This window comes from Janibacter sp. GS2 (assembly GCF_051200835.1).
Taxonomy (GTDB): Bacteria; Actinomycetota; Actinomycetes; order Actinomycetales; family Dermatophilaceae; genus Janibacter.
In genome coordinates this window covers 1,546,625-1,570,471 of the sequence record NZ_CP195161.1, presented here as the reverse complement: position 1 = coordinate 1,570,471, position 23,847 = coordinate 1,546,625, and the positions used below count along the sequence as shown (strand labels likewise).

At 70.5% G+C, this 23,847-nt stretch carries 21 protein-coding genes; 6 read left to right on the top strand and 15 right to left on the bottom strand.

Features of this window, described 5'->3' with window-relative positions; translation table 11 throughout:
- Positions 1 to 207: 207 nt before the first annotated feature.
- Genes ACR9E9_RS07685 through ACR9E9_RS07675 form a run of 3 tightly spaced genes read right to left on the bottom strand, consistent with a single transcriptional unit; the run spans position 208 to position 3,491 of the window.
- Positions 208 to 1,188: a methionine synthase gene (locus ACR9E9_RS07685; protein WP_435203294.1), complete on the bottom strand. Its 981-nt coding sequence runs from the start codon at positions 1,186 to 1,188 to the stop codon at positions 208 to 210.
- A complete protein-coding gene (gene mnmA / locus ACR9E9_RS07680; protein WP_435203292.1) occupies positions 1,185 to 2,303 on the bottom strand; it encodes a tRNA 2-thiouridine(34) synthase MnmA in 1,119 nt (372 codons plus the stop codon). Before mnmA ends, ACR9E9_RS07685 begins: the two co-directional genes overlap by 4 nt.
- 3 nt (positions 2,304 to 2,306) lie before the next feature.
- A complete protein-coding gene (locus ACR9E9_RS07675; protein WP_435203290.1) occupies positions 2,307 to 3,491 on the bottom strand; it encodes a cysteine desulfurase family protein in 1,185 nt (394 codons plus the stop codon).
- Positions 3,492 to 3,535: 44 nt separating this feature from the next.
- On the opposite strand from ACR9E9_RS07675, the gene ACR9E9_RS07670 reads away from it, so the two are divergent.
- Positions 3,536 to 4,177: a rhomboid family intramembrane serine protease gene (locus ACR9E9_RS07670; protein WP_435203288.1), complete on the top strand. Its 642-nt coding sequence runs from the start codon at positions 3,536 to 3,538 to the stop codon at positions 4,175 to 4,177.
- A 5-nt stretch (positions 4,178 to 4,182) separates the two neighbouring features.
- Here the strand turns inward: ACR9E9_RS07670 and ACR9E9_RS07665 are convergent, their stop codons facing one another.
- Positions 4,183 to 5,724 (bottom strand): BCCT family transporter, encoded by a 1,542-nt coding sequence (locus ACR9E9_RS07665; protein ID WP_435203286.1) that lies wholly within the window; start codon positions 5,722 to 5,724, stop codon positions 4,183 to 4,185.
- A 319-nt stretch (positions 5,725 to 6,043) separates the two neighbouring features.
- On the opposite strand from ACR9E9_RS07665, the gene ACR9E9_RS07660 reads away from it, so the two are divergent.
- Positions 6,044 to 6,970, top strand: coding sequence for an SDR family oxidoreductase (locus tag ACR9E9_RS07660; RefSeq protein ID WP_435203284.1), 927 nt, complete (start codon positions 6,044 to 6,046; stop codon positions 6,968 to 6,970).
- 84 nt (positions 6,971 to 7,054) lie between these two features.
- Complete coding sequence (locus ACR9E9_RS07655) at positions 7,055 to 8,536, top strand: MFS transporter (RefSeq protein ID WP_435203282.1); 1,482 nt, start codon at positions 7,055 to 7,057, stop codon at positions 8,534 to 8,536.
- A 408-nt stretch (positions 8,537 to 8,944) separates the two neighbouring features.
- On the opposite strand, the gene ACR9E9_RS07650 is transcribed toward ACR9E9_RS07655, so the two are convergent.
- Positions 8,945 to 9,409, bottom strand: a complete 465-nt coding sequence (locus ACR9E9_RS07650; protein WP_435203280.1) for a DUF664 domain-containing protein — start codon at positions 9,407 to 9,409, stop codon at positions 8,945 to 8,947.
- 416 nt (positions 9,410 to 9,825) lie between these two features.
- Between ACR9E9_RS07650 and ACR9E9_RS07645 the strand changes: the two genes are divergently transcribed.
- Positions 9,826 to 10,275 (top strand): M57 family metalloprotease, encoded by a 450-nt coding sequence (locus tag ACR9E9_RS07645; protein WP_435203278.1) that lies wholly within the window; start codon positions 9,826 to 9,828, stop codon positions 10,273 to 10,275.
- 183 nt (positions 10,276 to 10,458) lie between these two features.
- On the top strand, positions 10,459 to 10,893 hold the full coding sequence (locus tag ACR9E9_RS07640; RefSeq protein ID WP_435203276.1) for a hypothetical protein: 435 nt from the start codon (positions 10,459 to 10,461) through the stop codon (positions 10,891 to 10,893).
- Between the two features lie 204 nt (positions 10,894 to 11,097).
- Here the strand turns inward: ACR9E9_RS07640 and ACR9E9_RS07635 are convergent, their stop codons facing one another.
- The 8 genes from ACR9E9_RS07635 to ACR9E9_RS07600 form a co-directional block, all read right to left on the bottom strand.
- A complete protein-coding gene (locus ACR9E9_RS07635) occupies positions 11,098 to 12,075 on the bottom strand; it encodes a hypothetical protein (protein WP_435203274.1) in 978 nt (325 codons plus the stop codon).
- A gap of 183 nt (positions 12,076 to 12,258) precedes the next feature.
- On the bottom strand, positions 12,259 to 13,200 hold the full coding sequence (locus ACR9E9_RS07630) for an electron transfer flavoprotein subunit alpha/FixB family protein (RefSeq protein WP_435203272.1): 942 nt from the start codon (positions 13,198 to 13,200) through the stop codon (positions 12,259 to 12,261).
- Positions 13,201 to 13,232: 32 nt separating this feature from the next.
- Positions 13,233 to 14,012 carry an electron transfer flavoprotein subunit beta/FixA family protein gene (locus ACR9E9_RS07625; RefSeq protein WP_435203270.1) on the bottom strand — a complete coding sequence of 260 codons (780 nt, stop codon included), beginning with the start codon at positions 14,010 to 14,012 and terminating at the stop codon, positions 13,233 to 13,235.
- Between the two features lie 175 nt (positions 14,013 to 14,187).
- Positions 14,188 to 14,514, bottom strand: a complete 327-nt coding sequence (locus tag ACR9E9_RS07620; RefSeq protein WP_435203269.1) for a hypothetical protein — start codon at positions 14,512 to 14,514, stop codon at positions 14,188 to 14,190.
- Between the two features lie 4 nt (positions 14,515 to 14,518).
- A complete protein-coding gene (locus ACR9E9_RS07615) occupies positions 14,519 to 15,163 on the bottom strand; it encodes an acyltransferase (RefSeq protein ID WP_435203267.1) in 645 nt (214 codons plus the stop codon).
- Positions 15,163 to 16,152 carry a class I SAM-dependent methyltransferase gene (locus ACR9E9_RS07610; RefSeq protein WP_435203265.1) on the bottom strand — a complete coding sequence of 330 codons (990 nt, stop codon included), beginning with the start codon at positions 16,150 to 16,152 and terminating at the stop codon, positions 15,163 to 15,165. The genes ACR9E9_RS07615 and ACR9E9_RS07610 overlap by 1 nt, the downstream gene beginning before the upstream one ends.
- Positions 16,152 to 16,931 (bottom strand): enoyl-CoA hydratase/isomerase family protein, encoded by a 780-nt coding sequence (locus tag ACR9E9_RS07605; protein ID WP_435203263.1) that lies wholly within the window; start codon positions 16,929 to 16,931, stop codon positions 16,152 to 16,154. The genes ACR9E9_RS07610 and ACR9E9_RS07605 overlap by 1 nt, the downstream gene beginning before the upstream one ends.
- Positions 16,928 to 17,431, bottom strand: a complete 504-nt coding sequence (locus tag ACR9E9_RS07600) for a T3SS (YopN, CesT) and YbjN peptide-binding chaperone 1 (protein WP_435203261.1) — start codon at positions 17,429 to 17,431, stop codon at positions 16,928 to 16,930. The genes ACR9E9_RS07605 and ACR9E9_RS07600 overlap by 4 nt, the downstream gene beginning before the upstream one ends.
- Positions 17,432 to 17,465: 34 nt before the next feature.
- On the opposite strand from ACR9E9_RS07600, the gene glgX reads away from it, so the two are divergent.
- Entirely contained in the window at positions 17,466 to 19,526 is a 2,061-nt protein-coding gene (gene glgX / locus ACR9E9_RS07595; protein WP_435203259.1) for a glycogen debranching protein GlgX, read from the top strand.
- Positions 19,527 to 19,628: 102 nt separating this feature from the next.
- On the opposite strand, the gene ACR9E9_RS07590 is transcribed toward glgX, so the two are convergent.
- Together ACR9E9_RS07590 and glgP are read right to left on the bottom strand one after the other, a co-directional pair.
- Complete coding sequence (locus ACR9E9_RS07590; RefSeq protein ID WP_435203257.1) at positions 19,629 to 20,984, bottom strand: dicarboxylate/amino acid:cation symporter; 1,356 nt, start codon at positions 20,982 to 20,984, stop codon at positions 19,629 to 19,631.
- A gap of 266 nt (positions 20,985 to 21,250) precedes the next feature.
- Positions 21,251 to 23,830, bottom strand: a complete 2,580-nt coding sequence (gene glgP / locus ACR9E9_RS07585) for an alpha-glucan family phosphorylase (RefSeq protein ID WP_435203255.1) — start codon at positions 23,828 to 23,830, stop codon at positions 21,251 to 21,253.
- Positions 23,831 to 23,847: the final 17 nt, after the last annotated feature.

Here is a 23,847-nt window from a genome sequence, read left to right as displayed (position 1 = left end):
CTCCGCTCCTGGTGCGCACCACGCGCCACGACGGATGACGATCCACGCCACGCACCGTGGTGCACGCCACGCACCTGGTGCACGCCACGCACCTGGTGCACGCCACGCATCCCGGTGCACGCCACGCATCCCGGTGCAAGGCGCGCACCAGGAGGGGAGGTGCCGAAAGGGTGTGTTCTGGCGCCCGCTGCTCCCCGGGTCGCCCGGCTAGGCGACGGCGAGGTCGGTCAGGGCCGCGGCGAGGTCACCGGTGGTGCGCAGGCACGACACGGCCGCCGCCGGGGTCGCCGCCGACAGTCCGCAGGCGGGCGTGACCACGAGGTCGCCGAGCGCCGCATCGGGCAGGCCGACCCGGTGCCAGGAGGCGAGCAACCCGTCGCGGGCAGTCCGCCAGTCCCTCACCCCGGTGGTCGCCACCGCGCCGGGCCACAGCCGCGTGCCGGCCTCGATCGCCTCGGCGAGCTGCTCCCAGGCAGGATCGTCCAGCAGGGAGGTGTCGAGCGAGAGCGCGTCGGCGCCGCTCTCGCGCAACAAGGTCACCGGGGCATCGCCGGCGCAGCAGTGCACGACGGTCGTCACGTCCCCTGCCCCGTCGACGATCGTGCGCAGCCCCTCGCGCACCTCACCACGGTCGACCGCCCGCAGACGGCCGTACCCGGACTGCGTCGGCAGCCGTCCCTCGAGCACCGCGGGCAGTCCCGGCTCATCGATCTGCACGACGACCTGCGCACCCGGCACGAGCCGCTGCACGTCGGCGACGTGACCGGCCACCCCGTCGGCGAGCGCACCGGCGATGTCCCGCCGGGCGCCCGGGTCGGCGACGGCGCGCTCCCCACGTGTGAGCTCGATGCTCGCGGCGAGCGTCCACGGTCCGGCGACCTGGAGCTTGAGCGGACCGCGCCATCCGTCGTAGGCCTCGGCCAGCTCGTCGAGGTCCTCACGAAGGAGGGCGCGGGCCCTCCCTTCGTCGGCCCCGGCCCGATCGACGAAGCGCCACCCGTAGGGCTGGGTCTCGACGTGGAGGTCGGTGAGCATCCCCGCGGCTCGACCGATCATGTCGGCCCCGGGGCCCCGACCGGGCAGCTCGGGAAGGTGCGCGATGCCGTCACCGAGGAGGTCACGGACGGCGACGACCGCTTCGCGGGGGCGCTCTCCCGGCCAGGAACCGACACCCGAGGCAAGGGTCACGAGGCCACCCTCGCGGCGCGACCGGCACGGCGGATCGTGCCGGAGCCGACCACGCGCGTGCCGTCGTAGAGGACGATCGACTGGCCCGGGGCCGCGCCGCGCACGGCGGAGCTCAGCCGGACGAGGAGGAGGGGCTCGCCCCCTTCGGCGTCGCTGGGGTCGATGACCTCGGCGACGGCCGGGATCTCCTCACCGTGCGCGCGGATCTGCGCCCCGAGCGGGTGACGGCCCGACGCTGCCGGGCCGCACCAGCGCACGTGGTCGGCCTCGATCTCGTCCGCACCGAGCAGGTCCGCGGTCCCGATGAAGACCCGATTGCTCTCGGCCTCGACCCGGGTGACGTAGCGCGGCGACCCGTCGAGGCTCGAGCGCTCCAGACCGAGCCCGCGTCGCTGCCCGACGGTGAACCCGTAGGAGCCGCGGTGCTCGCCGACGACCTCGCCGGACCCCTCGTCGACGATCTCGCCCTCCCGCTCGCCCAGGCGCTGCGTCAGCCAACCGCGGGTGTCGCCGTCGGAGATGAAGCAGATGTCGTGGCTGTCCGGCTTCTTGGCCACGGCGAAGCCCCGCTCGGCCGCCTCGGCACGGATGTCCGGCTTGGTCGTGTCCCCGAGGGGGAAGAAGGCGCGCGCGAGCTGCTCCTGGTCGAGGACGCCGAGGACATAGGACTGGTCCTTGGCGGGGTCGACGGCACGGTGCAGCTGGCGGCCCGCGGGGCCGTCGACGATCTGCGCGTAGTGACCGGTCGCGACGGCGTCGAAGCCGAGTGCCAGCGCCTTGTCCAGGAGCGCCGCGAACTTGATCTTCTCGTTGCAGCGCAGGCACGGGTTGGGCGTGCGACCGGCCTCGTACTCCGCGACGAAGTCCTCGACGACGTCCCGGGCGAAGGGGGTGGCCATGTCCCAGACGTAGAAGGGGATGCCCAGCCGGTCGGCGACCCGGCGGGCGTCACCGGCGTCCTCGATCGTGCAGCACCCGCGGGCACCCTCGCGCAGGGTCTTGGCGTTCTTCGCGAGCGCGAGGTGCACACCGACGACATCGTGGCCGGACTCGATCATCCGGGAGGCGGCGACGGCGGAGTCCACCCCGCCACTCATGGCAGCGACGACGCGCATGGCTCAGGCCGCTCCGCTCGCTCGACGGGCGCGGGCGACGGCATCGGGGAGCGCGGCGAGGACGGCATCGACATCCGCGTCGGTGGAGGTCCAGCCGAAGGAGACCCGCAGGGAGCCCCTCGCCTCCTCCTCGGAGCGTCCCATCGCGAGGACGACGTGGGAGGGCTGCGGGATGCCTGCCTGACAGGCCGACCCGGTGGAGACGGCGACGTCCGCGGCGTCGAGGAGGTAGAGCATCGAGTCCCCCTCGCAGCCGGGGATGGTGATGTGCGCGTTGCCGGGCAGGCGGGTCGTCACGTCGCCGCGCTCCCAGCACCCCGTGATGCGGATGCCGAGGTCCTGGAGCTGGGTGCCGGCGAGGAAGCGGTCGCGCAGGGCGCCGACGCGGGCGGCCTCGACCTCCCTTCGCTCGACGGCCTCGGTCAGCGCGACGGCGAAGGCCCGGATCGACGCGACGTCGAGGGTGCCGGAACGCACGCCGCGTTCCTGACCGCCACCGTGGCTCAGGGCGACCAGGCGCGCGTCGCGCTTGGCGACGAGCGCGCCGATGCCGATGGGGCCACCGAGCTTGTGGGCGCTGACGCTCATGAGGTCGACCCCGCTCGCGCCGAAGTCGACGGGGAGGTGGCCGGCCGCCTGGACCGCGTCGGTGTGGAAGGCCAGTCCGTGCTCGTGGGCGATCGCGGCCATGGCGGCAACGTCCTGGACGGTGCCGACCTCGTTGTTGGCCCACATGACCGACACGGCACCGACGCTCCCCGGGTCGGACTCGATGGCCTCCCGGACCGCGTCCGGCTGGACCGTGCCGCACTCCCCCGGGGTGACGAAGGTCGCCGCCGCGCCCTCGTGCTCGACGGCGTGGTCGACCGGATCGAGGACGGCGTGGTGCTCGACGCCGCTGACGACCACGCGGTGGCGCCGCGCATCGGCGGCGCGGGCCGCGCGCAGGCTGCCGGTGATCGCGAGGTTGTCGGCCTCGGTGCCCCCGGAGGTGAAGACGATCTCGCTGGGTCGCGCACCGAGAGCGGCGGCGACCTGCTCGCGGGACTCCTCGACCGTACGGCGCGCGTCGCGACCGGGCCCGTGCAGACTCGACGCGTTCCCGGTGATCGACAACTGCTCGACCATCGCCTCCCGGGCAGCCGGGATCATGGGCGTGGTCGCCGCGTGGTCGAGGTAGGTGCTCATCGGATGAAGTCTACGAGTCCTCGACCGGCGAGCAGAATGGGCGAGTGGACCCCGTCGCCGGCATCGTCGTCTACTCGTTGCTGCCCTATGTCGCCGCCTTCGCCGGAGTGCGCCTGGCCGTCGCGCGCGGCGCGAACGGGCTGGGACCGGGCCGGGTGACAGCGGCGCTCGTCGCCGTCGTCGCCGTGTCGTCCGTCATCGGCCTCGCGATGCCCTCGGTGCTGCACATCCTCGAGCGCAACACGGGCCGGATCGAGCAGGGCGAGGTCTGGCGTCTGGTGACCGCACTCTTCCAGCAGGACGGTGGGGTCATCGGCACCCTCGGCAACCTCGTGGTGCTCCTCGTCATCGGGAGCGTCTACGAGCACCTCGTGGGCGGCCGCCAGATGGTGGCCGTGTTCCTCGGCGTCGGGATCCTTGCGCAGCTGCCGGCGCTCGTGTGGCAACCCGTGGGCGCCGGGAACTCGGTCGCCAACCTCGGCCTCGCGGGCGCGGTCGCCATGGTCGTCCTCCTGGACCGCCGGCGCCCCGGGACGGCGGCTGTCGCGGCGGCACTGACCCTCCTGACGGGTGTCGGCCTGACCGCCGCCACCGATGTGCACGGACCCGCCGTCCTCCTCGGCGCCGCCGGCGCAGCCATCGCGCACGGGGTGCGGACGCGAGGAGCAGGACGAGCGCCGGCGTGAGGGGATCAGCTGACCGACACCTCCTCGCGCTCCTCCTGGGAGTGCGTCGCGCGACCGCGACCCACCGATGAGCGGTGCACGCCCTGCTCGATGGCGAGGCGGCGCAGGTAGATGGGCGCGGCGACGACGCTGGGGAGCATGACGAAGCCGACGGGTACGGCGGTGATGACGATGAAGGACTGCAGGGCGGAGATGCCGCCGTCGCCCACGGAGATCAGCGCGGCCGCGGCGGCGCCCATGATCAGCGTCCACAGTCCCCGCAGCCACCGCGACGGCGAGTCGTGGGCCGTGCAGGCCTGGGCGACGGCATACGACATCGAGTCGGTGGTGGTCGCGACGAAGGTGATCGTCAGCAGGAGGAAGCCCACCCCGAGCACCATGGCCAGGGGCAGGTTCTGGGAGATGGACATCACCGCCGCGGGCAGGCCGTCGCTCTCCAGCGGTCCGGAGATCGCCCCGGGGTTCTCCTGCTCAATCCAGATGCCCGTCCCGCCGAGCACGCTGAACCACAGCGTCGACGCGATCGGGGCGATGACCGCGGTCGCGACCAGCAGGTCGCGTGCGGTGCGCCCACGGGAGATGCGGGCGATGAAGATCGACATCAAGGGCGCGTAGCCGAGGAACCAGCCGAAGAAGAAGAGCGTCCAGCTGCCCAACCACTCCTGGTCGCCCTGGTAGAGCGACATGCCGACGAAGTCGGTGGCATACGTCGTCAGTCCGGCGACCCAGTTCTTCAGCACGAACCCGACGGAGCCGACGGCCAGGACGACGGCCATCAGCGCGATGGCCATCCACACGTTGATCCGGCTGAGCAGCTGGATGCCCTTGTCGATGCCCGAGAGCACCGAGAGCAGCGCGATCGCGCTGAGCACGAGGATGATGGCCAGCTGCACACCGTAGACATTCGGGATCCCGAAGAGGCTGTCCAGGCCGTAGCTCACCTGCAGCCCGAGGAAGCCGATCGGTCCCACTGTCCCGGCGACCACGGAGATGATCGCGACGATGTCGACGAGCGAGCCGACCCAGCTGGTGCGGATGCGCTCGCCCATCACCGGGTACAGCAGCGTCCGCGGCCGCAGGGGCATCCCCCGCTCAGCGCCGTAGAGCATCACCAGCGCGCCGAGCGAGCCGAGGATCGCCCACACCAGGAAGCCCCAGTGCACGAAGCTCTGCCCCAACGCGGCCGCCGCTGCGCCGGTACCGGTGCCCTCGAAGTGGGGCGGGGTGGACATGTAGTGGTACATCGGCTCCGCGGCGGCCCAGAAGACCCCACCGCCGGCCAGCAGGGTGCACATGATCATCGCCACCCACTTGAACCGGCCGAACTCCGGAGCGGAGATGCCCCCCAACCGCGCCTTCGCCCACGGGCTGATCGCGAGCAGCACGGCCACCACGAAGGTCGCCAGCAGCAGCACCTGCCAGAACAGACCGAACCAGCGACCGCTCGCGGACGAGCCCTGGGCCACCCACTCGCTGACCCTGGAGGGCATGACGATGGCCGCGACGACGAAGAGGGCCAGGCCACCGGCGCTGATGCCGGTGACCACGCGGTCGCGGCCCTGGCGTCGACTCGGGGCGTCGTTCAGTGCATGGTGTTCGATGATCTGTGCCTCAGTTGCTCTCGATGGCGAAGGGGGTGCAGCAGCAGGAGCGAGCGGTGCGTCGGTGTCATCGAGGGGCGAGCGCTCGAGCGCGGGCGTCCTGGGCCCGGGGTGGCGGCTGCAGCTGGGGGCTCGGCCCCCGGGCGTCAGCGACCAACGGGGCAAAGCGTCCAAGACCCTACCCGCGATGCGCACTGTGGCCACATCGCGAAGAACCACAGCGACGCCCCTACCGGCTGTCGGTCCCTGGTGGGAGTCTGGATGCATGGACGACTCCCCCTTGGCAGGACGGGTCGCACTCGTCGCCGGCGCCACGCGCGGTGCGGGGCGGGCCCTGGCCGTCGAGTTGGCACGGGCAGGGGCCTTCGTCTACGCAACGGGCCGCAGCAGCCGCACCTCGGGCGCCTCGGAGATCGCCCGACCGGAGACGATCGAGGGCACGCTGGAGCGCATCAGCGCGGCCGGCGGAACGGGGATCGCCCTGCGCGTCGACCACACCCAGCCGGACGAGGTGAGCGCCCTCGTCGAGCGGATCCGCGCCGATCACGGACGACTCGACGTCCTCGTCAACGACATCTTCGGCGGGGACCGATACGCGCAGTTCGGCACCCCGCTGTGGACCCACGACCTCGCCGGTGGCCTGAGGATGATGCGGATGGGTGTCGAGACTCACGTCATCACCAGCGCTCTCGCGCTGCCGCTGATGCTCGAGTCCGGTGGCGGGCTCCTCGTCGAGATGACCGACGGTCCCCGCGAGGTCAACACCGTGTACCGAGCCGGGGTCGGCTTCTTCTACGACTACGTCAAGGGCTGTGTCGACCGCCTGATCACGAGCCTCACCGCGGAGCTGGCGGACGAGCCGGTCACCGTCGTCGGCGTCACACCCGGCTGGCTGCGCTCGGAGGCGATGCTCGAGGCCTTCGAGGTCACGGAGGAGACCTGGACACAGGCAGCCGACCGCGTCCCGGGATTCGGGGCGTCCGAGACCCCGGCCTACGTGGCCCGGGGGGTGGTGGCGCTGGCCGCCGATGCGTCGGTGGCGAGGCACCACGGGGCCGTGCTCACGGCACGGCAGCTGTCCGACGAGTACGGCGTCACCGACGTCGATGGCTCCCGCCCCGACTGCTGGGGAGTCATCCGCGACCTCGGGTGGGAGGACCAGCCGCTCGGGCTCCTCGACGAGTACCGCTGAGCCACTCCCGTCCGACGCGCGGAATGGCGACCGCCCCGTCCACGTTTGCCTGCATGATGCACACGTCAGCATGAGGAGGTAGCGGTGTCCGACGGGTCCGTGGCGGCGCGGGACGACGCCGAGGCGATCTCGGACGCCCAGCGCTGGCGGATCCTCGGGGTGCTGCTCATCGCGATCTTCATGTCCCTCATCGGCGTGAGCATCGTCAACGTCGCCCTCCCCTCGATCCAGGACGGTCTGGGCGCCAGTGACTCCGATGTCCAGTGGGTGCTGTCCGGATACGCCCTGACCTTCGGGGTCGTCCTCGTCGCCGCGGGTCGGGCCGGTGACCTCATGGGTCGCGGTGGTCTCTTCGCGATCGGGGTCACGGTCTTCACCCTCGCCTCGGTCGCAGCGGGCCTCGCGCCCGGCGCGGACTCGCTCAACGCCGCCCGATTCGTGCAGGGCGTGGGCTCGGGGCTGCTCAACCCGCAGGGCGTCGGCATGATCCAGCAGTACTTCCGCGGTGCGGAGCGAGCCAAGGCCTTCGGGTGGTTCGGCAGCGTCGTCGGGGTCGCGGTCGGGATCGGCCCCGTGCTCGGGGGTCTGCTCATCGAGCTCGGTGGCCCGGAGCTCGGCTGGCGCCTGACCTTCCTCGTCAACGTGCCGGTGGGGCTGGCCTGCCTGGCGCTGGCCTTCCTGTGGTTCCCCAAGCCGCTGCTGCACCGTCCCTACACCACCGGGCCCCGCGCCGGCATCGGCAGCATCTGGCGGTCGCTCGATCCCGTGGGGTCGCTGCTGCTCGGGCTGGCCGTCCTGGCGACGATGCTCCCCTTCGTCGAAGGCGGCTCCTCGCCGTGGTACTGGCTCTCCCTGCCGCTCGGGCTCGGGCTCGCCCGGGCATGGGTGCTCTGGGAACGCCACCACCGCGCGAGCGGACGCAGCCCGATGGTCGACCTCGGCATCTTCTCCATCCGCAGCTTCACCCAGGGCAGCACGATCGCGATGCTCTACTTCCTGGGCATGACGAGCATCTGGGTGCTCGTCGCGCTCTACCTGCAGGACGGCGCGGGCAGGAGCGCACTCCAAGCCGGGCTCGTCGGAGTCCCCTCCGCGGCGCTCGCGGCGTTCTCCTCCAACTGGGCCGGCCGCCGGGTCATGCGCTACGGGCGCCGAGTCGTCGTCGCCGGGTTGCTCCTCGCCCTCGTCGGGCTGGTCTCGAGCATCGCCGTCGTGCTCCTGCACTCCGGGGGGTACGTCAGCGAGTGGTGGCTCGTGCTCAGCCTCGCCTTCATCGGCCTGGCCCAGGGGTCGGTGATCAGCCCCAACCAGGCGCTGACCCTCGCGGACGTCCCCCTCGCCTACGCCGGCAGCTCCGGCGCGGTGATGCAGACCGGGCAGCGCATCGGGACGTCGATCGGGATCGCGGTGATCACCTCAGCAGCCTTCGCGACGCTGGCCGTGAGCACCTGGGCGATGGCGATCAGCGTCGGCTTCGGGCTGATCGTGCTCGTCGTGCTCGCGGCGCTGGCCGTGGCGGTCAAGGACGAACGCGACCGCTCTCGCCCGAGCGTCGGCCGCCCCTGACGCGCGAGCGGGGAGATCGAGCCGGCGTCAGTACTGGTGACGTCTCGTATTCGAACTGCGCGAATAGCACCTCCACTCCGGCCACATTCGGGTCCTGTTGCTACGGAAGAGCACGAGACCCGCACCACACCAACAGCACCGACGACGTATCGCCATCCACCCACCCTCAACCCAGGACCAGACGCCGAAAACGGCGCCGTATGGGGCAAGGCAGTAGTTGACGATTCCCCGAGCATGCCAAGTCACCCAGCGTTGCCACCCGTGTGGAGCGTCCCATTCGGCAGGTCAAGCCCCGCATACGGCGACGCGAGAGTCGACCCCGAGACCGAGCCTGCGCGTCCCCCCACGGATCGGTCACCGGTGGCGATTTCTCCTCAGTCCATCGTGTGCGCAACCCGTGTCTGTGGCTTACTCGCCCGCTTGGCCGTCGATGGCCTCGCGGAGCATGTCGGCGTGGCCGGCATGGCGTGCTGTTTCCTCGATGAGGTGGAGAAGCACCCAGCGGAGCGAGAAGTGTTGACCGTCACCAAGAGCCTGCGCCGACAGCTGCTCGAGGCCGGTGGCGTCGGCGACGACTTGCCGGCTGCGTTCGCAGGCCAGCCGGTAGCGCTGTCGCAGTTGTTCGGGTGCGAGGTCCGCCGCGGTGCGAAACTCCCAGTCCGGGTCGGCTTCCCAGTCGACGCCGGCCCACGGGTCGCGATCTTCCAGACCGAAGAAGCGGGCCTCCATCCAGTCCTCTTCGACCAGTGCCAGGTGGTGGAGGAGACCAGCGAGGGTCAGCTCCGACGGGGTGTGCTTTTGCGCCAGTTGCGCGTGGGTTAGTCCGTCGGTCTTCAACAGCACCGTCTCGCGCTGGTAGTCGAGGTACTGCACGAGCAGGGTGGCCTCTGGGCCAGCGGGATGAGGGTCGACTCGCACCTCGCCCATGCTGCCAGTTGATCGACGCGTCACGCCGGGCGCGGGCACAGGGTGTTTCGGTGCCGAATCCAAAGGGTCGAGAGCAGGTCACAGCGCCATACCGGAGCTGCCGGAGGTACCTCGGCACCGTTTACCCCGTCCGGACCTTCGCCGGGACGGGGACGTCTTGCGACACGGTCGTGGCGTCTCAGGAAACTACAGAAAACTGAAGCAGGAGCTGCAGGGCAGAAACGGGACAACAGCCCGCAAGCATCGAAGATGGCCAGAGAGACTCACCATTGACACATTTTCGGCGCAGAGTCAAACTAATACTAGTCGAGCAGCCCGCGGGTGAGTCGAGCTGGACACTTCGGGCCTTCTAGGGGTACCACGTGTCTAATCGCATCAAGGCTTGGACATCTAGTTTGCCTAGTTCCTATGTAGCGGTGAACGTCGCCTCCAAGGACTTGTGGAACGCGCGAACGCAGGCAAAGTTCGTGCCAGCGAACAGGGGGCAGACCGAAAAGGTGTACATGACCGCATACACAGTCATGACTGGCACCTACGATGGGTTGTGGACTGCCTCCGGTTGTAATTCGTCTGGACATTCGGTCGGCACGGTCAATGTCATGCTCAACCGCAAATATACGGACAGTTACAGTTCGAGCGCCCGAAAGTCCGTGATGGTCCACGAGTTAGGTCACGCAATCGGGCTGAGTCACACTGGGAGCAGCAGTTGCTCGGGACAACCCATCATGTACGCATATAGTTCTCGCTACTTTACGTGCGGTCATATTGCCCCACAGTCGGATGACATCTCCGGCGCAAATTACTTGTTGTGATCGAAGGGATCTGACATGTCAAAAGTATCGAGTGCTATTGCCGTTCTGTTTCTGGCGGGAAGCCTGGCGGCCTGCGGTAGTGGGAGTGACGTGTCAACGGCATCGTCTCAGACCGAGGGGACCACTGCAGCCACGGCCGACAGGACGCGTGCTGGGGGAAGCCGCGCCTACCTCGTGGCGACGATGGATGAGCTCTCCGCCCGCGCCGATGCCGTGGTGGTTGGCACGAAGGGAGATTCTGGACACAAGGAGTCGGCTGACGAAGAAGGCCGCAGTGGGCTATTCATGACTACTACCCTCTTCGCCGTCAGCCAATGGATCAAGGGCGATGGCCCGGACTCCGTGGAGCTGAGCGAGATGAACCTAACGGAAATGGAGGATGAGATCGCGGATGTGCGACCCGGGGGAGAGTACGTCCTTTTCCTGGAAAAGGTGACCTACAAGGGAGAGTCGCGGTACATCTTGGTCGGTGGAGTGGGTGCGTACGAGGTCCATCCGGACGGGAGCCTGAGCCGCACCGAGACTGCGGGAGACACTTTCCCGCAGTCATACGCGTCGGTTTCGGAACTCACTCGTGCCGTAAACTCGGCGCCGCTCAGTTGGACCAAGACGCCGTAGGACCCTCCGGTTCGCCCCGGTGTCAGCACCTTAGGAGCATACATCTAATGTCAGATTCTTACATCTGACGTCGAGGGCCGCTTGTTTCCTGGTCCCTCAGCCCTCATTCTCGGGGGCCAGGCCGACCCTCAAGACTCGCAAAACCCCGCAACTTCGCATACATCTAATGCATTATTCGTACATTAGATGCCACTTCTGATGGTTTCAGTTCACCGACACGTGCACGTGGTCGAAGTGGTTCTGGGTCGCGCTACCGCGGTCCTCCATCGGCTTCCAGGAGCCACCCGGCGTCCAGATGCGCTGCTCCCAGATGACGTACGTGATGTTGAGACCGCCTGCGTTCTGCTGGAGCCACGCCGCGATCTGGTCGCCGCGGGCACCGGTGACCATGATGTCGACGGCCTTGCCGCTGCCGTGGTCACCGGGGTCGCCGGCGCGGTAGCCGCCGATGTCGCTCACGTCGGGGAACTGCGTGCGCACGGCCGAGTAGACCCCCTGCGCGTTCGGGCCCAGGCCCTTCCCCGCGGCCTCGGCCGCGTACTCACCCGTCTCCGGCGCCCCGCTGTTCGCGGCCTCGGTGCGCGCGTCGGGCGACTCGCCGGAGTCCGACGTCGTCTCGTCGGACTGCTGCGGGGACGCGACCGGCTCGCGCTCCTCGGTCGCGTGCTCCTCGGCCTCGGGCTGCGGGGTCTCGGGCTCGGGGGTCTCGGAGACCTCCGGCTGCGGGGTCTCGGAGACCTCGGGCTCAGGGCTCGGCTCCTCCTCGACGGGCTCCGGCTCGTCCTTCTCGACGGGCTCCGGCTTCGGCTCCGGCTTGGCAACCGCCTCGACGTCGAGCTCACCGACGGTGCTCTGCTCGGCTCCCTTCCCCGAGGAGGGAGCCGCGATGGCGACCGGTGCGCCGCGCCGGACCGAGCGGGAGCCGCCCGTGGCGGTGCCGTCGCGCTCCGCGAGCAGGTCGCTCGCGGAGGACTCCTGCCCGCCGAGGACGGCGGTGCTGGTGTCAGCGGTGCCGATGGCCGAGGTCGGCGCGATGACGAAGGCACCCGATCCGAGGACGATGCCCACACCGGCCACGGACTTGGCCGCCGTGCGGGCGACCCCCTGACCACCGATCCGGGGCAGGGACGGGCGGGTGCGCCGAGCACGTGCGTGTCGACTGACGTAGCGGGACGAACTCACAGGGAAACCTCAAGCGGGGATGGAACAGGTCACGGCCCGAAGAGCCACGGCAGACCCTAACCGAGGAGGCAGCGACAAGTCACGTTTTGGTAACGAGGCGGTCCGGGGCCCCGGATGGGACGACGAAGGGGGGTCACCCGCCACGATGGCGCGCGACCCCCCTTCGTCAGGACGGACCGAGGGTCACTTGCCCTGGACGGACTCCGTGGCCTGCGGCAGGACCTGGAAGAGGTCACCGACGACACCGAAGTCGACGAGCTCGAAGATCGGTGCCTCCTCGTCCTTGTTGATCGCGACGATCGTCTTGGACGTCTGCATGCCGGCGCGGTGCTGGATCGCACCGGAGATGCCCGCGGCGATGTACAGCTGCGGGGAGACCTGCTTACCGGTCTGCCCGACCTGGGACGAGTGCGGGTACCAGCCGGCGTCGACCGCGGCACGCGAGGCACCGACGGCGGCACCGAGGCTGTCCGCGAAGATCTCGACCGGGGAGAAGTCGCCACCGGTGCCGCGACCGCCGGAGACGACGATGGCCGCCTCGGTCAGCTCGGGACGACCGGAGGCCTTCTTCGGCTCGGACGCGGTGACCTTGGCACCCTTCGCGCCGTCGGAGAAGCTCACGGAGAGCTCCTCGAAGGCACCGGCGCCGTCGGCCTGCTCCGGGGCGGCGGAGTTCGGCTTGACGCAGATGATCGGGGTGCCCTTGGTGACCTTGGAGGTCACCGTGTAGCTGCCGGCGAAGACCGACTGCGTGGTCACCGGCCCCTCCTGCACGTCGACGGCGTCGGTGATCAGACCCGACTCGGTCTTGACGGCGAGGCGGGCGGCGATCTCCTTGCCGGCCGAGTTGCTCGGGATGAGCACGGCAGCCGGCTGCTTCTCGGCCACCAGCTGCGCCAAGACCTCGGCCTGGGGGGCGACGAGGTGCTCGAGGGCCGCCGCGTCGGAGACGGCGTAGACCTTCTCCGCGCCGTAGCGGGCGAGCAGGTCCTTGGCGGTCTCGGCGCCGGGGCCGATGAAGACGGCGGAGGGCTCCCCCAGCCGTCGGGCGAGGGTCAGCATCTCCGCGGCGGGCTTCTTCACCTCACCGTTCGCGTGGTCGACGAGGACGAGGACTTCAGCCATGTCTTTGCTCCTAAAGTGTCTGGAGTCGTCGCTCAGACGAACTTGTGGGTGGTGAGGAACTCGGCGAGCTTGCTGCCGCCGTCGCCCTCGTCGGTGACGATGGTGCCCTGCTCGCGCGGGGGACGCTGGGTCGTGGACTCGACAGCGGTCCAGGCGTTGGCGAGACCGACCCGGCCGGCGTCGACACCGAGGTCGGACAGGCTCCACTGCTCGACCGGCTTCTTCTTCGCGGCCATGATCCCCTTGAAGGAGGGGTAGCGCGGCTCGTTGATCTGGTCGGTGACCGAGACGAGGGCCGGGAGGGAGGCCTCGATGGTCTCGCTCGCGGTGTCACCGTCACGACGGATCTTCGCCGTGCCGTCCTCGATGGTCAGCTCCGAGGCGTAGGTGACCTGCGGGAGCCCGAGGCGCTCGGCGAGCATCGCCGGGACGACGCCCATCGTGCCGTCGGTCGAGGCCATGCCGGTGAGGACGAGGTCCGGGGACCCGATCTTCGTGATGGCCTCGGCGAGGATGAGGGAGGTGGCGGGGGCATCGGAGCCGGCGATCGCGTCGTCGGAGATGTGCACGCCCTTGTCGGCACCCATCTGGAGGGACTTCTTGATGGCGTCGGCGGCGTCAGCGGGGCCGATGGTCAGGACGGTGACCTCACCCTCGCCGGCCTCGGCGATCTGGAGGGCCTGCTCGACGGCGTACTCGTCGAGTTCGGAGAGCAGACCGTCCACGCCATCGCGGTTGGTCGTGTTGTCCTCGTTGAATCCACGGTCGGACTGTGCGTCCGGAACGTACTTCACGCAGACGACGATGTTCATCGGTGAATCGTCCTCTTTCTGGGTGAGGGGGCTGGGGTACCGGGCGATCCTCGCACCCCCGCATCGATGACGCAGGAAAGTGTGGGGAGTCTCCCAGTTGCACCAACCTAACGACGCGGCTGCGCCCCCACCAAGGTGGACCGGGGTGCCCTTCGCCACACGCGTCGGGGCCAGGTCACCCGGCGGCGTTCTCCAGGACGTGGAAGGAGGGCTCCTCGTAGGGGTGCGCGGCCCGCAGGGCGGCCACGACCGCGGTCCGCAACGATCGCGGGAGGGTGATCTCGGCGCGGTCCTCGAGGACGTGCTCGAGCTCGCCGACCTGCCCGATGGTCGGGTTGGCGGCGCCGACCGGCCGGAAACGGCCGTGCCCGGGGACGACGAAGGCACACTCGCGGTAGTCCCCCACTGCCCCCGCCCCGGCGGCGAAGAGCGCGGCGAGCACCTCCTCGGTGGCCTCCTGCGGGATGTGCACGACGAGGACGTCCAGCGGCTCACGGGTCACGCCGTCACCACCCCTCGGGGAGGTCGAGCTCGCCCGCGGCGACGGTGACCGGCTCGCGGAGCCTGAGCACCGTGGCCGGGACCCCACCGAGCACGACGAAGGGGGGATGCTGCCCCCGCACGACCGCGCCGGCCCCGACGACGGAGTGGTCACCGATGTCGGCCCCACGCGTGACGACGCACTTCGTCGCGACCCACACGTCGTTGCCGATGCGCACCGGCGACTTGATGATCCCCTGGTCCTTGATCGGCGTCTCGAGGTCCTCGGTGCGGTGATCGAAGTCGCAGACGTAGACGTCGTCGGCGAAGATGCACGACGCGCCGACCTCGATGTCGAGCCAGGTGTTGATGGTGTTGCGGATGCCGAGGACGCTCTTCTCACCGATGCGCAGGGTCCCCTCGTGGGCGCGAAGGGCGCTCCCGCCACCGATGTGCGTGTAGGCACCGATGATGAGCCGGGCGGTGCCCGGCGCGACCTGGAACTGGACCCGGGGACCGATGAAGCACGGGCCCTCGAAGACGAGCCCGGGGGTGGTCGCCCTGGCCCGCACCATCCGCAGGTAACCCAGGACGTGGTGGTGGCTCCAGGCGCGGTTGGCGATGATCCACCGCGCCCAGTGCCACCAGGTGAACCCGCCGTCCCGACTCATCACCGAGGCGTCGTCCGGGGCTTCACACCCGTCACGCCGACGTTGTAGAAGAACTTCTGCGGCACCACCCGTCCCAGGAGGGTGTCGATCCGCATCAGCCGGGTCCACGAGCCGTAGGCGAATCTCGCCCACCCGAAGCCGAGCGCATCCGCACTCACCGCGTACTCGAAGGTGCGCACCGGCCAGCCGACGAAGGCCGAGAGGAGCTCCTCTGTGGCCGTGCCGACGCGCGTCGCCCCGGCCCGCCGGGCGGTCTCGGCCAGCTCCTTGGGGTCGAAGGTGTGCAGGTCGACGACGGCCTCGAGCGCGGCGGCCCGGGAGGACTCGTCCAGCTCGGTCTGCTCGCGGGCCCACTTCGCCCGCAGCGGCCGCAGCCGGCTCACCCGGGTGGCGGTCTCCCACGTGATCCGCCCGAGGTGGCGGGCGTACCAGTGGCCGATGCTCGTCGGCTCACCGGCGATGACGAAGCGACCTCCCGGCCGGAGGACGCGCAGGACCTCCCGCAACGCCGCCTCGACGTCGGGGATGTGGTGGAGCACCGCGTGCCCGACGACGAGGTCGAAGCTGTCGTCCGCGTAGGGCAGCGCCTCCGCGTCGGCGACCCGGCCCTCGATGGTGAAGCCGAGGCGCTGGGCGTTCTGCTCCGCCGCCTCGACCATCCCCGGGGAGAGGTCGCAGGCGTGGACCTCCTCGACGAGCCCGGCGAGCTTGAGGTTGAGCGAGAAGAAGCCGGTCCCGGCCCCGAGCTCGAGCACCCGGCCATAGGGCAGCGCCTCACCGGGCACCGGTGAGGAGTCGAGGACGCGCCGGAAGCGGTCCCGCACGATCGAGGTGCATCGCTCGTCGAAGGAGATCGACCACTTCTCGTCGTAGGACTGCGCCTCCCAGTCGTGGTAGAGCACCTGGGCGAGCTTGTTGTCCGCCCAGGCCAGCTCGACGTCCGCCTCGCTGGCGCTCGCGACGGTCTCCGAGCCGGCCGGGTGGACCATCACACGCCCTGGAAGGTGGCCTTGCCGGGGCCGTTCTCCACGAAGCTGCGCATGCCGCTCTTCTGGTCCTGCGTGGCGAAGAGCCCGGCGAAGTGCTGGGCCTCGATCTCGAGGCCGGTCTGCAGGTCCACCTCGAGCCCGCGGTCGATGCTCTCCTTGGCCGCACGCAGCGCCTGGGCGGGCCCACCGACGAAGGGCGTGACCCACCGCTGGGCGGCCGCGAGGACCTCGCCCGGCTCGACGACCTCGTCGGCGAGACCGATCGCCAGGGCCTCCTCGGCACCGACGGGTCGGCCGGTGAAGATCATCTGCTTGGCCTTGGCCGGACCGACGAGCCGCGGCAGACGCTGGGTGCCACCGGCGCCGGGCATGATGCCCAGCGTGATCTCGGGCAGGCCGAGCTTGGCGTTGCTCGCGACGACGCGGAAGTCGCAGCACAGCGCGGTCTCGAGGCCACCCCCGAGGGCGTAACCGGTGATCGCGGCCACGGTCGGCTTGGGGATCGCGGCGAGCGCGCGGGAGAACTTCTGCAGCAGCCGCACGTGCGCGGTCATGTCCGTGAAGGACATCTCGGCCATCTCCTTGACGTCCGCCCCGGCGGCGAAGACCTTCTCGCCGCCCCAGACGATCACGGCGGAGACGTCCTCCCGCTCGGCGGCCTCCTCGGCCACCTCGACGAGCCGACGCTGCATCGCCGCATCGAGGGCATTCATCTTCGGGCGGTCGAGGACGATCGTGCCGATGCCGTCGGCGACGTCGAGCCGCACGATGTCACTCATGCCTGCGGCTCCCCGCCCTCGGCCCCGGCACCCTCGGACTCCTGGCCGGTGGCGCGCTGGTGCCACAGCTGCACGCCCTGGAGGACGAGCGGGAGGGCCAGGCCGATGAGGCCCCGCACGTCGGCACCGCGCGGGAGGACGTGCTCACTGGTCACGAGGAGGGTGTCCCCGGCGACGGCGGCCTTGACGAGGTTGAAGGCGACGTTGAGGTCGTTGCTGACCTGCAGGCGCTCCACCGGGTCGGTGGGCACCGGGTCCTCGAGGGCCCACTGGCCGAAGACGCGCAGGACATTGGACTCGTCGTCCGAGCAGCGGATGAACATCTGCTGCTCGGAGAAGACGAAGGCGAGGTCACCCTCGTCGTCGACGCTCGGCTCGAGGCCGAGCTCGGTGAGGGCCTCCTGGACGCGGTCGCGCAGGGGCGCCTCCGCTGCGGGTTCGGTGCCGCCGCCGTCGGCGGGCTGGGTGTTGAAGTTCGGGAGGGCGGTGGGATCGCTCATGGTCCCAACGTACCCACTGCATACCCTGTGATCCATGTCGACCACCGGCGCCCGAGCGCTCCCCCTCCGGCTCGCCCCCGGCGTGCACCCCGTCGAGGGTGGCGTCGAGGCCTCGCTCCTCGCGCCCGATGCCACCGCGGTGTGGCTGTGCACCTTCGATGACGACGGGGGCGAGACCCGTACCGAGCTGCAGGAGCTCTCCTCCGCCCCGGCGGGCTGGTGGGGTGGCTTCGTCGCGCGGGCCGGCCCGGGCACGCGCTACGGCTTCCGCGTCGACGGCCCGTGGGAGCCGGCCGCCGGACACCGCCACAACCCGGCCAAGCTCCTCCTCGACCCGTACGCCCGCTCCATCGAGGGCGGCCTCACCTACGATCCGGCGGTCTACGGCCACGCCGTGGACGGCTCCGGCGCGATGGACACCGGGACCCGGTCCGACGGCGACTCCGCCCCCTTCGTCCCGCGGTGCGTCGTCGTGGACCCGGGCTTCGACTGGGGCCCGGACGCTCCCCCTTCGGTCCCCCGCGACGAGCGGGTCGTCTACGAGGTCCACGTCCGGGAGATGACGCGGTTGCTGCCCGGGGTGCCCGAGCACCTGCGCGGCACGTATGCGGGCCTGGCCCACCCGGTGACCATCGAGCACCTGCAGCGACTCGGGGTGACGAGCATCGAGCTGCTCCCGGTGCACGCCTTCGTCGACGAGCCGCACCTGCACTCGCTCGGCCTGACGAACCACTGGGGCTACAACACGATCGGCTTCTTCGCCCCGCACCCGCCCTACGCGAGCAGCACGGACCCGCAGGAGGTGCTGCTCGAGTTCAAGGGCATGGTCAAGCTGCTGCACGCCGCGGGGCTGGAGGTGCTGCTCGACGTCGTCTACAACCACACGGCCGAGCAGGGCGTCGGCGGCGCGACCCTGGGCTGGCGCGGGCTGGCGGCCTCCCGGTACTACCGCCTCGACGAGCACGGGGGTGACGTCGACGTCACCGGCTGCGGCAACACGCTGGACCTCACCGATCCGGCCGCCCTCGAAATGGTGCTCGACTCGCTGCGCTACTGGGTGCGGGAGTGCCACGTCGACGGCTTCCGCTACGACCTGGCGGTGGCGCTGGGGCGCGGCGAGGACCTCGGGTACGACCCCGAGCACCCCTTCTTCGTCGCGCTGCGCGAGGACCCGGACCTCTCGCAGGTGTTGCACGTGGCCGAGCCGTGGGACCTCGGTCCGGACGGCTGGCGCACCGGGCAGTTCCCCGACGTCTGGGCGGAGTGGAACGACCGCTTCCGCGACACCTCCCGCGACTTCTGGCTCGCGGATGCCGGCGCCCTCGCCGCGGGCTCCGGGAGCGGTCCGGGCGTGCGTGAGCTCGCGACCCGCCTCGTCGGCAGCCGGGACCTCTTCGCCGAGCGCACGCCCCTGTCGTCGGTGGGCTTCGTCACCGCGCACGACGGCTTCACGCTCGCCGACCTCGTCGCCCACGAGAGGAAGCACAACGAGGCCAACGGCGAGGACAACCGGGACGGCAACGACCACAACCGCTCGTGGAACCACGGCGCCGAGGGCCCGACCGACGACGCGGTCATCGCCCTGGCCCGCCGCCGCTCGGTGCGCAACCTCCTCGGGATGCTGCTGCTCTCCGCGGGCGTGCCGATGATCGCCTCCGGCGACGAGATCGGTCGCACGACCGACGGCAACAACAACCCCTACTGCCAGGACAACGAGATGACCTGGCTGGACTGGGACCTCGACGAGGCGAAGGAGGACCTGCTCGCCACCGTGTCGGCGCTGACCGCACTGCGCCGCGAGGTCGCCGTGCTGCGCGACCACGACGAGTCGGTCATCGGGTGGTTCGACGAGACCGGGGCGGAGATGACCGACGAGGCCTGGGAGCAGGACGAGCGCCGTACGCTCCAGCTGCGGCTGGCCGGCGAACCCTCCGCGCTGGTCGTCGCCCACGGCGGTCTCGACGCGATCGACGTGACCCTCGCGGGCGAGGATGCGTGGCGGCTGCGCTGGGACAGCGCGTGGGAGCGTCCGCAGGAACCCGACGGTGCAGCGGACGCCCTGACCCCGCTCAGCCTGCGGCTCTACACGACCTGACTCGCCCCCTTCGCGCCCCTCCCCTGCGCCCCCCCTCGCCGGGTCGATGTATCCGGGAGCGCCTGGACGCTCCCGGATACATCGACCCAGGGGGTGGGTCGGTCAGGCGGGAGCGGGAGCCGGCTCCGGGACGCTCGTCGGGGCGGACTCCTCCTCGGGTGTCCAGGCCTCCCCCCGCACGGGGGCGTCGTAGGTCTCCCGGTCGAGGATCCCCTCGCGCCGGGCCACGATGGTCGGGACCAGCGCCTGCCCGGCGACGTTGGTCGCGGTGCGGCCCATGTCGAGGATCGGGTCGACCGCGAGCAGCAGACCGACGCCCTCGAGCGGCAGGCCGAGGGTGGACAGCGTCAGGGTGAGCATGACGACGGCGCCGGTGACCCCCGCGGTCGCGGCGGACCCGATGACCGAGACGAAGGCGATGAGGAGGTAGTCGGTGATCGACAGCGGCACGTCGAAGAAGTTGGCGACGAAGATCGCCGAGATCGCCGGGTAGATGGCGGCGCACCCGTCCATCTTCGTCGTCGCGCCGAGCGGCACCGCGAAGGAGGCGTAGGAGCTGGGCACGCCGAGGTTGCGCTCGGTGACCTGCTGCGTCACGGGGAGCGTGCCGATCGACGAGCGCGAGACGAAGCCGAGCTGGATCGCGGGCCACGCACCCGCGTAGAAGCGACGCACGGACAGGCCGTGACTGCGCAGCAGCACCGGGTAGATCACGCCGAGGACGATCGCCAGGCCCACGTAGACCAGTGCGGCGAAGCGGCCGAGCGAGGTCAGTGCGTCCCACCCGTAGGTGGCGACGGCCGTGCCGAGGAGCCCGACGGTGGCGATCGGGGCGAGACGGATGACCCACCACAGCACCTTCTGGACCACGGCGAGCGCCGAGCGGGCGAGGGCGAGGAAGGGCTCGGCCGGCTCACCGACCTTGAGCGCGGCGACGCCGACGGCGATCGCCATGATGAGGATCTGCAGGATGTTGAAGCTGAACCCGACCGTACCGTCGTCGCCGGCCGAGCCCTCCAGACCGAGGGTGTTGGCGGGGACGAGACCGGTGAGGAAGTCCAGCCAGCTGCCCGTGCTGTCCGGCGCGACAGCCGTGTCGGCGCTGACGTCTGCACCGCGAGCGGGGTCGAGCAGCAGAGCCAGACCGATGCCGACGGCGACCGCGACGAGTGCCGTGGCGGCGAACCACAGGAGGGTCTGCCACGCGAGGCGTGCCGCTCCGGTGACCTGCTTGAGGTTGGCGATCGACGCGACGATCGCGAGGAAGACCAGGGCCGGGACGATCGTGCGCAGGAGGCTGACGAAGGAGGAGCCGATGACGTCCAGGGTCTGGGTCAGCCAGTTGGGGTCATCGGCGCTGCCACCCATCTGACGGGCGACGAGTCCGAGGACGACACCCAGGACGAGGCCGATGAGCACCTGGGTGCCGAAGCTGATGCGGCGAAGTTTTGCGAACATGAGGACAGGGGTCCTTGCGGTGAGGGGAAGGGGGGCGCGGTGTCAGGGCACGCGTCGACAACGGCAGGTGGAGTGGCGCAACAGGTCCACATCCAGCCGCCGGGTCAGTCCCCACCGGTTCCATCTCACGAGGGGCGGCAACCACCCGCCGCGGGCAGCTATTCCCACCCTCGCCGGGTCGATGTTCCCGGGTGCGTCAGAGCGCACCCGGATACATCGATTCGGGTTGAGGGGGGCGGAGGGAAGCGGGCCGGGGAAGGGGGCGGTCAGGCGTTGGCGACGAGGCCCAGGCTCGAGGGGAAGGCCATCAGCTCGTGCCGGGGCAGCACGCGCACGGTCCAGCCGAACTGACCGGTCCGCTCGATCGGGACCTGCCCGGCGAACTTCGCCTTGCCGTCGTCGTAGGACTCCATGAACCCGAGCGACGTGGCGTCCCAGTCGACGAGGTCGTCCGTGCCGAGCGCGACGCGGCCGGCGACGACCTGCACGTCGACCTCCGTCGGGTCGAGTCCGTCGAGCGCGACATAGGTGTCGACGCTCAGCGACTCCCCCACGAGTGGGCTGTCGGAGACCCCGGAGCCCTCGACGTGCTCGACGCGCACCGACGACCACCCGGCACGGGCCCGGGCCTTGTACTCCGCCAGGGCACGGGCGCCCGCATGGCCATTGCCGTTGACGCGGGCGTTGTGGGCGGCCGTGGGGGCGTAGAGCCGCTGGGTGTAGTCCCGCACCATGCGGGTCGCCAGGACCTTGGGCCCGAGGGTGGCGAGCGTGTGGCGCAGCATCGACAACCAGCGCTGCGGCAGGCCGGCGTCGTCGATGTCGTAGAAGCGCGGGGCGACCTCGTGCTCGATGAGGTCGTAGAGCGCGGCCGCCTCGATGTCGTCGCGCCGGGCCTCGTCGTCGAGGCCGTCGGCCGTCGGGATGGCCCAGCCGTTCTCCCCGTCGAACCACTCGTCCCACCAGCCATCGAGGATGGAGAGGTTCAGTCCGCCGTTGAGGGCGGCCTTCATCCCCGACGTCCCGCAGGCCTCAAAGGGGCGAAGGGGGTTGTTCAGCCACACGTCGCAGCCCGGGTAGAGCGTGCGCGCCATGGCGATGTCGTAGTTCGGCAGGAAGACGATGCGGTGGCGCACGTCGTGCTCGTCGGCGAAGCGCACCATCTGCTGGATGAGCTGCTTGCCGGTCTCGTCCGCCGGGTGCGACTTGCCGGCGATGACCAGCTGGACGGGCCGCTCGGGGTGGAGCAGCAGGGCCTTGAGCCGCTCCGGGTCGCGCAGCATGAGGGTCAGGCGCTTGTACGTGGGCACCCGCCGCGCGAAGCCGATCGTCAGCACCTCCGGGTCGAGCACCGAGTCGGTCCACCCGAGCTCGGCATCGGTCGCCCCGCGCTTGGCCCAGCTGGCGCGCAGCCGGGCCCGTGCGTCCTCGACGAGCGCCGTGCGCATCCGCCGCTTCGCCGACCAGATCGTCTCGCCCGGCACCTCTGCGATGGCCCCCCAGCTGTCGTCGGACTCGACGTCCCGCCCGCCGAGGTGCTGCGTGGCGATCTCGTAGACGCTGTCGTCGACCCAGGTCGGGGCGTGCACGCCGTTGGTGATCGAGGTGATCGGCACCTCGGCCTCGTCGAAGCCCGGCCACAGCCCGTCGAACATCTCGCGGGAGACGTGGCCGTGCAGGCGGGAGACGCCGTTGGCCCGCTCGGCCAGCCGCAGTCCCATGACGGCCATGTTGAACACGCCCTCCGAGCCGCCCTCGTAGGTCTCGGCGCCGATGGCGCGCAGCTTGTCCAACGGCACGCCCGGCAGCTCCTGGGCCCCGCCGAAGTACCGCTCCAGGAGCTCGTCGTCGAAGCGGTCGATCCCGGCGGGCACCGGCGTGTGGGTCGTGAAGACCGTCCCCGCGCGTGCCGCCTCGGCGGCCTCCTCGAAGGACATCCCGGCCGACTGCGTGAACTCGCTGATCCGCTCGATGCCGAGGAAGCCCGCGTGCCCCTCGTTGGTGTGGAAGACCTCCGGCTCCGGCGCGCCCGTCAGGCGAGCCCACAGCCGCAGCGCGCGCACGCCACCGATGCCCAGGAGCATCTCCTGCTGGAGGCGCTGCTCGCCGCCGCCGCCGTAGAGCCGCTCGGTGACCACGCGCATCGCGTCGTCGTTGCCGGGGACGTCCGAGTCGAGCAGCAGGAGCGGCACCCGGCCGACCTGCGCCCGCCACACGTGTGCCCGCAGCGCTCCGCCCCCGGGCATCGCCACCGTGATGACGCACGGCGTCCCGTCGTCCTCGCGCAGCAGCGCGAGCGGCAGGCCCTGCGGGTCCGCGACCGGGTAGGTCTCCTGCTGCCAGCCGTCGTGGTTGAGGGACTGCTTGAAGTACCCGGTCTTGTAGAACAGCCCGACCCCGACGATCGGCACCCCGAGGTCCGAGGCGGCCTTGAGGTGGTCACCGGCGAGGATCCCGAGGCCACCGGAGTACTGCGGGAGCACCTCGGTGATGCCGTACTCGGGGCTGAAGTAGGCGATCGAGGCCGGGAGGCTCCCTTCGTCCGGTGTCGCCTCCTGGTACCACCGCGTGGCCTCGAGGTAGGTGTCGAGGTCGGCCTTGGCCGCGCCGACCCGCGCACAGAACTCCTCGTCCGCGGCGAGCTCCTCGAGGCGGGGACCGGCGAGCTCCGCGAGCAGGCGCGCCGGGTCCCGGTCGACCTCGAGCCACAACTGCGGGTCGATCCCCGCGAAGAGCTGACGGGTGGGCGGGTGCCAGCTCCACCGCAGGTTCATCGCCAGGTCCCCGAGGGCGGAGATCGGCTCGGGCAGTGCGGTGCGGACGCTGAAACGTCGAATGGCCTTCACGTACTCATCTTGTCGGG